The sequence below is a fragment of the Kitasatospora sp. NPDC059571 genome, assembly GCF_042735675.1.
GTDB lineage: Bacteria > Actinomycetota > Actinomycetes > Streptomycetales > Streptomycetaceae > Kitasatospora.
In genome coordinates this window covers 1-10,153 of sequence record NZ_JBHWBW010000279.1, presented here as the reverse complement: position 1 = coordinate 10,153, position 10,153 = coordinate 1, and the positions used below count along the sequence as shown (strand labels likewise).

Sequence of the window (10,153 nt, the reverse complement as noted above, 5' to 3'; positions counted from 1 at the left end):
TGTGGGGGGCCGGCGCCCGGGGGGGCGCCCCCGGGGGGCCCGCCCCGGTCGGCGGCCCGCTCCAGGGCGTCGGCGCGCGCGGCCTCCGGGCCGGTCGCGGCCAGCGCCAGGTGCCAGGTGCGCCGGTCGTCGTCCGGCTCGCCGTCCAGGGCACCGGCGAGCGCGCGGTGGGCGGCGAGCCGCTGGTCCAGCGGTGCCCGCTGGAGCACGGCCGCCCTCAGCAGTGGGTGGCGGAAGGCCAGTTCGCCGCCGGACTCGCGGACCAGGCCGTCCTGTTCGGCGGGCCGCAGGTCGGCCGGGCCGGCGCCGAGCAGGGCGGCCGCGGCCAGCACGGTGCCGAGGTCGCCGGTCTCCTCGGCGGCGGCGACCAGCAGCAGTGCCTGGGTGGCGGCCGGCAGCCGGGACAGCCGCCCGTGCAGGGCGAGCCGGAGTCGGTCCGGGAGCGGCAGGGCGCCGGGCGCCGCACCGGGCCGGGCGGCGAGCGCGGCCGGCAGTTCGGCGAGGGCGAGCGGGTTGCCGTGCGCCTCCGCCAGCACCCGCCGGCGGGCCTCGGGGGCGAGGCCGGACGGGAGCAGCCGCTCGGCGTCGGCGTCGGCCAGGCCGGTCAGCGTCAAGGTCGCCAGTCCGCCCGCGGGGAAGGCGCCTTCGCCGTCGCGAGCGGCGAAGAGCAGCACGACGGCCTCCTCGCCGAGCCGCCTGGCGGCGATCAGCAGCGCCTCGGCGGAGGCGGTGTCCAGCCACTGCGCATCGTCGACCAGGCACAGCAGCGGGCGCTCGGAGGCGAGTTCGGCGAGCAGGCCCTGGGCGGCGAGGCCCAGCAGCAGCCGGTCGCCGGGCCCGCCGCCGGCCAGCCCGAACGCGCCGGCCAGCGCCAGGCGCTGTGGCTCGGGCAGGGCGGCCAGCCGGTCCAGCGCCGGGGCGAGCAGCAGGTGCAGGCCCGCGAAGGGGAGTTCGGCCTCGTACTCGATGCCGGCCGCGCGCAGCACCCGGAACGCGGGGCCGGCCGCCTCGGCGGCCGCGTCGAGCAGCGCGGTCTTGCCGATGCCGGCCTCCCCGCGCAGCACCAGGGCGCCACTGCGGCCCTCCCGTGCGCCCGCCAGCAGTGCCTCGACCGCCGCCCGCTCCCCCGCCCTGCCGTACAGCATGTCCGCCACCCTACCCACCTCATCTGCCGGACACCGGTAGGCCGTTGCCGATGGCCGACCGATTCGGCCGGCCGCCCGCCGCGCCTACCGTCAGGACCAGCGGGAAGGGCCCGCGGCGCAGGAGAAGGGACCGCAGCATGAGCGACATCCGGCAGACCGTGGAGCAGTACATCGCCATCTGGAACGAGACCGACGGCGACCGCCGCCGGGCGCTGATCGGGGCCGTCTGGGCCGAGGACGGGCGCTACACCGACCCGCTGGCCGACGCCTGCGGCCGGGCCGCGCTGGACGCCCTGGTCGAGGCGGTGCAGGGGCAGTTCCCCGGCTTCGTGTTCACGCTCGGGCCGGTCGACGCGCACCACCACCTGGCCCGGTTCACCTGGGGGCTGGGCCCGGCGGGCGAGGAGCCGCCGGTGGTCGGCTTCGACGTGCTGGCCCTGGACGACGCCGGACTGGTCGCGACGGTGGCCGGCTTCCTGGACCGCATCCCGAGCGCCTGACCCGCCCGGCTCCCGTACCGAGGAGGAGAGATGAGCACCGCCGTCGTCCGCACCGCCGCACCGCGGCCGGCCGCCGGGGCCCATCGGGGCCTGCTGCCGGTGGTGCTGACCGCCACCTTCATGACCTCGCTCGACGTGTTCGTGGTCAATGTCGCCCTGCCGTCGCTGCAGAGCGGCCTCGGGGCCGGCCGGGCCGCCGTGCAGTGGACGGTGGCCGGGTTCGCGCTGGCGCTGGCCGCCGGGCTGGTAGCGGCCGGCCGGCTCGGCGACCGCTACGGCCGGCGTCGGGTCTTCGCGCTGGGGCTCGCCCTGTTCACCGCGGCGTCGGCCGGCTGCGGACTCGCCCCGGGGGTCGGCGTGCTGGTCGCGGCCCGGGTGCTGCAGGGCGGCGCGGCCGCCCTGATGGGCCCGCAGGTGCTGGTGATCCTGCGGACGGCGTACGAGGGCCCGGCGCAGGCCAGGGCGTTCGCCCGGTACGGGCTGACGATGGGCGTCGGTGCGGTGCTCGGGCAGCTGATCGGCGGTCCTGCTTCCTGGTCAACGTCCCGGTCGGCCTGGCGGTGCTGGCCGTGGTCGGCCGGTGCGTCCCGGAGTCGCGGGCGCCCGGGCGGCCCGGCGCCGACCCGGCCGGGGTCGCGTCGGCCGCGGCCGCGCTGATCGGCCTGCTGCTGCCGCTGATCCAGGGCCGGGAGGCCGGCTGGCCGGCCTGGACGTGGGCCTCGCTTGCGGCGAGTGCGGCGGCGGCCGGGGTGTTCGTCCGGCGCCAGCACCGGCAGGGTGCGGGCGGCGGGGTGCCGCTGGTGGACCTGCGGCTGTTCCGGCACCGGGCGTTCGCGGCCGGGCTGCTCGCGCAGCTGGTGTTCTGGCTCGGGCAGGCGTCGTTCTTCCTGGTGCTGGCGCTCTATCTGCAGCAGGGCCGGGGGCTGGACCCGCTCGGCTCGGGGCTGCTGTTCACCTCGATCGGGGCCGGCTACCTGCTGACCTCGACCCGGGCGGACCTGGTCGCGGCCCGGCTCGGCCGCCGGGCGGTGGCACTGGGCGCCCTGCTGATGGCGGGTGGACTGGCCGTGCTGGCGGTCACCGCGGCGGCGGCCGGGACCGGCTCGGTGTGGTGGCTGGCGCCCGGTCTGTTCGCCGACGGCCTCGGCATGGGGCTGGCGCTGGCCCCGCTCACCGCGGTGGCGCTGGCCGCCGTGCCGCCGCGGCTGGCCGGCTCGGCCTCGGGCGTGGTGGCCACCGTCCAGCAGGTCGCCGGGGCGCTCGGCATCGCACTGATCGGCCTGGTGTTCTTCGCCACGGCGGACGTCGCGGCCGCGTTCCGGCACAGCGTGGCGGCCCTGGCCGCCCTGGAGCTGGTGCTCGCCGCGCTCGTCCGGCTCCTCCCCCGGCACGCGGCCTGACCGCCGCGACCCGGCGCGTTCCGCAGCCCGGCACCGCCGCGGCGTTCCGCCGGGTGCCGGGCATCGGGTTGGATGGGGGGATGAGCGAGGAGAAGAGCGCCGCACCGGCGTGGGAGCAGCGGTTCCGGGCGGCCCGGGTGTCCCTGCCGGACTGGGCCGACGACGCCCCGGAGCGGGCGCTGTACGTGTCGAACGCCACCGGCACGTACGAGGTGTACGCCTGGGACCGGGTGGCCGACACCCACCGCCGGGTGACCTCCCGTCCGAACGGCACCACCGATGCGGAGCTCAGCCCGGACGGCGCCTGGGTGTGGTGGTTCGACGACACCGACGGCGACGAGTTCGGCGTCTGGCGCCGCCAGCCGTTCACCGGCGGCCCGGACGAGGAGGCGGTGCCCGGGGTGCCGGCCGCCTACTCGGCCGGCCTGGCGCTCGGCCGCGACGGCACGGTGGTGGTCGGCACCTCCACCGACGACGAGGGCACCACGCTGTACCTGCGGCGGCCGGGCGCCGAGGCGGTCGAGACGGTCTACCACCACGCCGAGTACGGCGGCGTCGGCGACCTCAGCCACGACGCGGCGCTGCTCGCAGTCGACCACACCGAGCACGGCGACGCCATGCACTCGGCGATCCGGGTGCTGCGGCTGTCCGACGGTGCGACGGTCGCCGAGCTCGACGAGGTCACCGGCCGGGACGACCCGCGCGGGGTGGCCTGCCTCGGCTTCGCCCCGGCGGACGGCGACACCCGGCTGCTGGTCGCGCATCAGCGCAGCGGCCGCTGGGAGCCGGTGCTGTGGGACGTCGTGGCCGGCACCGAGACCGAGCTGAAGCTCCGCGACGAGCAGGGCCGGGAGTTCCCCGGCGACCTCTCGGCGCAGTGGCGGCCGGACGCGCGGTCCCTGCTGATCGAGCACGAGTACGAGGCCCGCAGCGAGCTGTTCTCGTACGAGCTGGCGAGCGGTGAACTGACCCGGCTGGACACCCCGCGCGGCACGGTGGCCGGGGCGACCGCCCGGCCGGACGGCACGGTGGAGTTCCTCTGGTCGTCCGCGGCCGAGCCCTCGGCCGTCCGCTCCACGGCCGGCACCGTGGTGCTGCGGGCGCCCGGGCCGGTGCCGCCGGGCTCGGTGCCGGTGGAGGACGTCTGGGTGGAGGGCCCGGGCGGGCGGGTGCACGCGCTGGTGCAGCGGCCGGCCGGCGACGGCCCGTTCCCGACCGTCTTCGAGGTCCACGGCGGTCCGACCCACCACGACAGCGACTCCTTCGCAGCGGGCCCGGCCGCCTGGCTCGACCACGGCTTCGCGGTCGTCCGGGTGAACTACCGCGGGTCCACCGGCTACGGCCAGGCCTGGACGGACGCGCTGCGCGAGCGGGTCGGGCTGATCGAGCTGGAGGACATCGGCGCGGTGCGCGCCTGGGCGGTCGCCTCCGGGCTCGCCGACCCGGCCCGGCTGGTGCTCTCCGGCGGCTCCTGGGGCGGCTACCTGACGCTGCTCGGCCTGGGCGTGCAGCCCGGCGACTGGACGCTCGGCCTGGCCGCGGTACCGGTCGCCGACTACCTCACCGCCTACGCGGACGAGATGGAGGCGCTGAAGTCGCTCGACCGCACGCTCTTCGGCGGCACCCCCGAGGAGGTCCCGGAGCGCTGGCACGCCTCGTCCCCGCTGACGTACGTGGAGCAGGTCACCGCACCGGTCTACATCAGCGCCGGCCTGAACGACCCGCGCTGCCCGATCCGCCAGATCGAGAACTACGTGGGGCGCCTGGAGCAGCTCGGCAAGGTGCACGAGGTCTACCGCTACGACGCCGGCCACGGCTCGCTGGTGGTCGACGAGCGGATCAGGCAGCTCCGGCTGGAGATCGACTTCGCCCGCCGGCACCTCGCCGGCCGGCCCGACGGGGGAGAAGACGGATGAGCAGACGCACCGCGAGACGCACCGCGCTGGCCGCGACGGCCGCGGGGGGGGGGGGGGGGGGGCCCGCCCGCGGCGCGCCCACCGCCCCCCCAGCCCACACCCCCCCCCCCCCCCCCCCGCGCGCCCCGCGCGCCCCCCCCGCCCGGGCCCGCCGGCCCGGCGCCCCCCACCGCCCCGCCCTCCCCCCGGGGCCCCAACCGCTAGCCCCCGCCCCCCCCCCCTCCCCCTGCGCCTGCCCCCACCGGCCTGCTCGGACGAGAGCGACGACCCGTGCAGCAGCGCGGCCGGCGCCCCGGCCGGGTCCGCCGCGGAGGACGGCGCCGAGGACGGCGCCCCGGCCGGCGGCGGCCTGCTGCTGGGCGCGGACGTCTCGGCGCAGCTGCTGGCGAAGTCCAAGTCCGGCCGGAGTTCGAAGAAGTCCAAGAGCAGCCGGACGACGGTGCACCACTACCACTCGACGACCACCGGCGGCATCGGGACGACCACCGGCCGCTCCGGGGGCTGCGGGTCCGCGCCGTCGCCGAGCTGGACGTTCGCCGTCCCGCCGAGCCCGAGCTGCGCGCCGTCCCCGTCGCCGTCGCCGGGCCGGACGGGGTCCGCCTCGCCGGTCCCGGGCGGGAGCTGCGGGCCGACGCCGAGCCGGGCGTCCACCGCGCCGCCGAGCCCGGGCAGGGCCCCCTCCCTGCCCGCGCCGCGCAGCCCGCTGCCCGGCAGGAGCTGAGCGGGTCCGCACCGCGGGAGAGGCGTCAGCCGACCGGGTCCAGCCCCAGGGCCCGGTCCTCGGCGGCCTCCGCCTCGCGGCGGACCAGCCGGAAGAACATGAAGACCACGAAGCCGGCGAAGACGAACCACTCCAGCGTGTAGCCGAGGTTCTGGAAGGCGCGCAGGGTGAGCCCGCCGCCGCCCTCCGGCTCGACCGTCGGCACCGCGGTCAGTCCGGCGGGCACCGCATCGGCGGCCACCCAGCCGTCGTACACCCGGTAGGGCAGCACGTTGATCAGGGTCGCCGGGCTGATCGTGCCGAGCTGCCCGGCCGGCAGGCCGCCGGCCACCGCGCCGCCGCTGCCGCTGGTCTCCGGTGCCTGCAGGCGCCCGGCGACGGTGACGTCCCCGGCCGGGGCGGCCGGCACGGCAGCGGCACCCGGTGTCCCCGGCGCCCAGCCGCGCACCACCGCGACGGCCCGGCCGTCGGCCGTCCGCAGCGGGGTCAGCACGTAGTAGCCCGCCCGGCCGTTGAGCGCCCGGTCGGGCACCAGCAGCTGGTGGGCGGTGTCGTAGCGGCCGGTGGCGGTGACCTGCCGGCCGACGGTGTCGAGGCCCACCTCGGGCCGGGCCGCGGTCAGCACGTCGGTCAGCGGCGCCGCGGGCGCCACGACGGCGCCGGAGGCCGCCGCCGCGGTCTCCCGGTGGGTGGCGACCCGGTCCTCGAACCGGCCGAGCTGCCAGGAGCCGAGCAGCAGGCAGACCACGATCGCGGCGACGCCGACGGCGCAGGCGGCGATCCAGCGCGGGGTCAGGAGGAACCGGTACACCCCACCACGGTAACCACTCCCCGCACCGTCCCCGGCCGCAGGGTCGCGGGGTCAGACCGCGGCGGCGGCCCCCGTCCGCGGACGGGGCTCTCCGGCGGGCACCGGCGCGGTGAACGCCACCAGCAGCTGGTCGGGGTCGCCGGGCAGCACCAGCGTCTCGTACGGCAGGTCGAGCAGGCTGCCGTCGGGGCGGCGGAAGACCTTCCGGCCGTGGGTCTTCTCCCGGACCCGGTGCTCGGCCCAGAGCGCCCGGAACTCGGGCGAGCCGGCCGCCAGCTCGTCGACCAGTGCGGCGAGCCGGCCGTCGGCGGGGCGGCGGGCGGCCTCCAGCCGCAGATAGGCGACGGTGTCGGCGGCGACCGCGGGCCAGTCGGCGTAGAAGGTCCTGGCCAGCGGATCGGTGAAGGCGTGCCGGGCCATGTTCCGGTCGCGCTCCGGCCGGCCGGCGAGGCCGTACAGCTCCTCGGCGGCCGCGTTCCAGGCGAGCACGTCCATGCAGCGGCCGAGCAGGACCGCCGGACCGGCGAGGGTGTCCAGCAGCATCCGCACGCCCGGCCGGACGACCGACGCGTCGGGCGGTCCCGGGCGGCGCTCCGGCCGGGCCAGGTCGGCCAGGTGGGCCCGCTCCACCGCGTCCAGGCGCAGCACCCGCGCGACCGCGTCCAGCACGCCGTCGGAGACGCCCCGGCCGCGGCCCTGCTCCAGCCTGACGTAGTAGTCGACGCTCACCCCGGCGAGCTGCGCCACCTCCTCGCGGCGCAGCCCCGGCACCCGGCGGCGCCGGCCGAAGACCGGCAGGCCGACCTCCTCGGGCTGGACCAGGGCGCGCCGGGAGCGCAGGAAGTCGCCCAGCTGATCGGACCCACCGGATATGCGTTCGCCCATACCGCGACCCTACGGCGGCCGGCCGGTCCTGAGGGTGGTTCCGGCAAACCCAGGAAAACCGTCGCCCTGCCGTACGCCGGCGGCGGGCGGCAGCGTGGTGGACGACAGCAGATCCGCCGCACGGAACCGGAGCCCGCCATGACCTCGTCCACCCCGCTCGCCGGCCGCACCGCCGTCGTCACCGGAGCCGCCAGCGGCATCGGGGCGGCCACCGCCCGGGCGCTCGCCGCCCAGGGCGCCGCCGTCGCCCTGCTGGCCCGCCGGGAGGACCGGCTGAAGGACCTCTCCGAGGAGATCACCGCAGCCGGCGGCCGCGCCCTGCCGGTCGTCGCCGACCTCACCGACCAGGCGTCCGTCGATGCCGCCGCCGGGCTCGTCGGCGCCGCTCTCGGCCGGGTCGACCTGGTGGTCGCGGCGGCGGGGGTGATGCTGCCCAACCCGCTGCACGACGGCCGGATCGACGAGTGGACGCGGATGATCGACACCAACGTCACCGGCGTGCTGCGCACCGTCCGGGCCTTCACCGGCGACCTGGTGGCGGCCGCCGCCGCGGGCTCCGCCGCCGACCTGGTCACCGTCTCCTCGATCGGCGCGCACGTGGTCTTCCCCAACTACGCGGTGTACGGCGCCACCAAGGCCGCACTGACGCACCTGGCCGCCTCGCTGCGCAGCGAGCTCGGGCCGCGCGACGTCCGGGTGACCAACATCGAGCCGGGTCTGACCGACACCGAGCTGGCGTCGCACGTCGACAACCCGGCGCTCGGCCCGGACGGCCAGATCGGCGCGATGTTCGAGGCGATCGGCCCGCTGGCGGCCGAGGACGTCGCCGACCTGGTGGCCTACGCGGTCGGGCGGCCGCCCCGGGTGAACCTGCGGCAGATCGTGGTGCTGCCCACCCGGCAGGCCTGACCGGCCATCCGCCGCCCCGTGCGCGCTACCGACCGGACCGGCGCGGGCGGCCCGAGGTCAGCCCGCGGCGGGCGTCGCGGAGGCGGGCTCGACCGGGACGGCCTCCGGGGCGGAGCGGTACACCGTGCCGCCGCAGCTGCCGCTGATCACCGTGCTGGCCGCGGCCGGGCCGCCCGCCTGCGGGGTGTGCGCGACCGTCACCGCGGGCGGGGCGGCGGACGGGCTGGCGCTGGGGCTCGGGCCGGAGCTCGGATCCGCGGCGGCGACGGGCGCCGGGTCCGCGGACGCCTGGCCGGCGCCCGCGGCCAGCGAGGGACCGGCCTTGACGTCGGACGGGCTGCTCGGGCAGGTGCCCTCCGGCACCCAGCCGAACCGCACCCGGTACCCCTCGCCGGGCCCGAGCACCAGCGGGCCGGGCTGGGCGGTCGGCGCGGGCAGGGCGGTGGCCGGGTCGCCGGCGGTGTGGTCGGCGACCTTGACCCGGGCCGGGTCTGCGCCGTTGGCGGCGGTGACCACGACCGTGCCGGCACCGGTCAGCCCGCACCGCCGGGCCGAGGTGTTGCGCACGGTGAAGAACCCGTAGACGTTCCCGGCCGCGTCGGCGGCCTCCACGTGCGCGTCGGCCCGGCCGAGGTCGGCCCGTACGCAGTCGGGCACCGTGACGGCGGGGGCGGACGGCCCGGCCGAGGGGCCGGTGTCGGCGGACGGCCCTGCGGTCGGCACGGCGCCGCCCGTGCTGCCCGGCTGGGCGGGGTGCCGCGAGCTGTGCGGCCCCTCCGGAGTGCCGAGGAGCGTTCCGGCGGCGGTGGCGGCCCCGTGGTAGGCGTCGGCGCCGCTGGCGGCCGGGCCGCCGGAGAAGGGGAACGGCTGCACCGCGTGCAGCGCCGGCACGGCCGCGACGGCGAGCAGCACGGCTGCGGCGCCCGTCCAGGTGTAGCGGTGCCGGGCGCGGCGGCGCGGCACGGCGGCGCGGAGCCGGGTCAGGCCGGCGGGGTCGGGCTCCACCGCGGCGACGGACTGCCGGAACAGGTCGCGCAGCTCGTGTTCGGCCCTGCCCTCGGCCGACAGGTCGTCAGTCATGGCTGCTCCCCATCAGGACGCGCAGGGCGGCGAGTCCGCGCGAGCCGTACGCCTTCACGGAACCGATGGAGACGCCCAGCACCTCGGCGACCTGGGCCTCCGTCAGATCGGCGTAGTAGCGCAGCACGAGCACCTCCCGCTGGCGGCGCTGCAGACCGCGCAGCGCGATCCTCAACTCGTCGCGTTCCAGCGCATCGTAGGCCCCTTCTTCTGCACTGGCCATGTCAGGCATCGGCTTCGGCAGCAGCCGGAGCCCCAGGATCCGCCGGCGCAGGGTGGAGCGGGACAGGTTGACCACGGTCTGCCGCAGGTAGGCGAGGGTCTTCTCCGGCTCGCGCACCCGGCGCCGGGCGGCGTGCACCCGGATGAACGCCTCCTGGACGACGTCCTCGCACGACGACAGGTCGTCCAGCAGCAGCGCGGCAAGGCGCAGCAGCGACCGGTAGTGGGCCTGGTACGTCTCGGTGAGCAGGTCGACGCTGGCCCCCGTCGCGTCCGCCGCCGCAGCCGAGCCCATCCGGTTATCGGCCGACCGGCGAACCGGCAGCCGCAGTGGCAGCGCTGCCACCGGCACCGCCTCGATCACGTTCGACACGCCTGTTGGACACTCGATCCCCCGTCATGGTTGCCCGGACGGCCAGACATTCTTCCGTACGGAGGACGGGGCCTCCAGCGGGATGGTGGGGGGATTCCGGCGGAATGTCCCGGCAGGATCGGGAGGAATCGTGTCCACCGCGTACGTCGCCGACAGTGCGCCCGCGCATGTGCAGGGGCGGTTCCAGAGTC

Annotated in this window: 11 protein-coding genes; 5 read left to right on the top strand and 6 right to left on the bottom strand. The window is 77.7% G+C overall.

Annotation, left to right across the window (positions count from 1 at the left end; genetic code table 11):
• The coding region (locus tag ACFV0G_RS25920) for an AAA family ATPase (RefSeq protein ID WP_380552577.1) at positions 1-1,145 on the bottom strand (1,145 nt) is incomplete at its 3' end.
• Positions 1,146-1,282: 137 nt separating this feature from the next.
• On the opposite strand from ACFV0G_RS25920, the gene ACFV0G_RS25915 reads away from it, so the two are divergent.
• The 4 genes from ACFV0G_RS25915 (at position 1,283) to ACFV0G_RS25900 (ending at position 4,961) form a co-directional block, all read left to right on the top strand.
• Positions 1,283-1,645, top strand: a complete 363-nt coding sequence (locus tag ACFV0G_RS25915; RefSeq protein ID WP_380552574.1) for a nuclear transport factor 2 family protein — start codon at positions 1,283-1,285, stop codon at positions 1,643-1,645.
• Between the two features lie 30 nt (positions 1,646-1,675).
• Entirely contained in the window at positions 1,676-2,302 is a 627-nt protein-coding gene (locus ACFV0G_RS25910) for an MFS transporter (protein WP_380552571.1), read from the top strand.
• Entirely contained in the window at positions 2,215-3,045 is an 831-nt protein-coding gene (locus tag ACFV0G_RS25905; protein WP_380552568.1) for an MFS transporter, read from the top strand. The genes ACFV0G_RS25910 and ACFV0G_RS25905 overlap by 88 nt, the downstream gene beginning before the upstream one ends.
• Before the next feature lie 80 nt (positions 3,046-3,125).
• The gene (locus ACFV0G_RS25900; protein WP_380552565.1) at positions 3,126-4,961 is read left to right on the top strand and encodes a prolyl oligopeptidase family serine peptidase; all 1,836 of its coding nucleotides are present in this window, start codon (positions 3,126-3,128) and stop codon (positions 4,959-4,961) included.
• A 447-nt stretch (positions 4,962-5,408) separates the two neighbouring features.
• Here the strand turns inward: ACFV0G_RS25900 and ACFV0G_RS25895 are convergent, their stop codons facing one another.
• From ACFV0G_RS25895 to ACFV0G_RS25885, 3 genes are all read right to left on the bottom strand, one after another.
• Positions 5,409-5,612 (bottom strand): hypothetical protein, encoded by a 204-nt coding sequence (locus ACFV0G_RS25895; RefSeq protein ID WP_380552562.1) that lies wholly within the window; start codon positions 5,610-5,612, stop codon positions 5,409-5,411.
• Between the two features lie 95 nt (positions 5,613-5,707).
• A complete protein-coding gene (locus ACFV0G_RS25890; RefSeq protein WP_380552558.1) occupies positions 5,708-6,493 on the bottom strand; it encodes an SURF1 family protein in 786 nt (261 codons plus the stop codon).
• A gap of 51 nt (positions 6,494-6,544) precedes the next feature.
• Positions 6,545-7,378: a helix-turn-helix transcriptional regulator gene (locus ACFV0G_RS25885; RefSeq protein WP_380552555.1), complete on the bottom strand. Its 834-nt coding sequence runs from the start codon at positions 7,376-7,378 to the stop codon at positions 6,545-6,547.
• A 138-nt stretch (positions 7,379-7,516) separates the two neighbouring features.
• Between ACFV0G_RS25885 and ACFV0G_RS25880 the strand changes: the two genes are divergently transcribed.
• Positions 7,517-8,287 (top strand): SDR family oxidoreductase, encoded by a 771-nt coding sequence (locus ACFV0G_RS25880; RefSeq protein WP_380552552.1) that lies wholly within the window; start codon positions 7,517-7,519, stop codon positions 8,285-8,287.
• 57 nt (positions 8,288-8,344) lie between these two features.
• On the opposite strand, the gene ACFV0G_RS25875 is transcribed toward ACFV0G_RS25880, so the two are convergent.
• Both ACFV0G_RS25875 and ACFV0G_RS25870 read right to left on the bottom strand, forming a co-directional pair.
• Complete coding sequence (locus ACFV0G_RS25875; RefSeq protein WP_380552549.1) at positions 8,345-9,367, bottom strand: hypothetical protein; 1,023 nt, start codon at positions 9,365-9,367, stop codon at positions 8,345-8,347.
• Positions 9,360-9,884: a SigE family RNA polymerase sigma factor gene (locus tag ACFV0G_RS25870; protein ID WP_380552580.1), complete on the bottom strand. Its 525-nt coding sequence runs from the start codon at positions 9,882-9,884 to the stop codon at positions 9,360-9,362. The genes ACFV0G_RS25875 and ACFV0G_RS25870 overlap by 8 nt, the downstream gene beginning before the upstream one ends.
• Between the last annotated feature and the right edge of the window lie 269 nt (positions 9,885-10,153).

Excerpts from the sequence above, each read along its gene's own strand:
- ACFV0G_RS25880 (WP_380552552.1), top strand. The coding sequence starts at position 7,517 with ATGACCTCGTCCACCCCGCTCGCCGGCCGCACCGCCGTCGTCACCGGA.
- ACFV0G_RS25915 (WP_380552574.1), top strand. The coding sequence starts at position 1,283 with ATGAGCGACATCCGGCAGACCGTGGAGCAGTACATCGCCATCTGGAAC.
- ACFV0G_RS25870 (WP_380552580.1), bottom strand. The coding sequence starts at position 9,884 with ATGGGCTCGGCTGCGGCGGCGGACGCGACGGGGGCCAGCGTCGACCTG.
- ACFV0G_RS25875 (WP_380552549.1), bottom strand. The coding sequence starts at position 9,367 with ATGACTGACGACCTGTCGGCCGAGGGCAGGGCCGAACACGAGCTGCGC.
- ACFV0G_RS25900 (WP_380552565.1), top strand. The coding sequence starts at position 3,126 with ATGAGCGAGGAGAAGAGCGCCGCACCGGCGTGGGAGCAGCGGTTCCGG.
- ACFV0G_RS25910 (WP_380552571.1), top strand. The coding sequence starts at position 1,676 with ATGAGCACCGCCGTCGTCCGCACCGCCGCACCGCGGCCGGCCGCCGGG.
- ACFV0G_RS25885 (WP_380552555.1), bottom strand. The coding sequence starts at position 7,378 with ATGGGCGAACGCATATCCGGTGGGTCCGATCAGCTGGGCGACTTCCTG.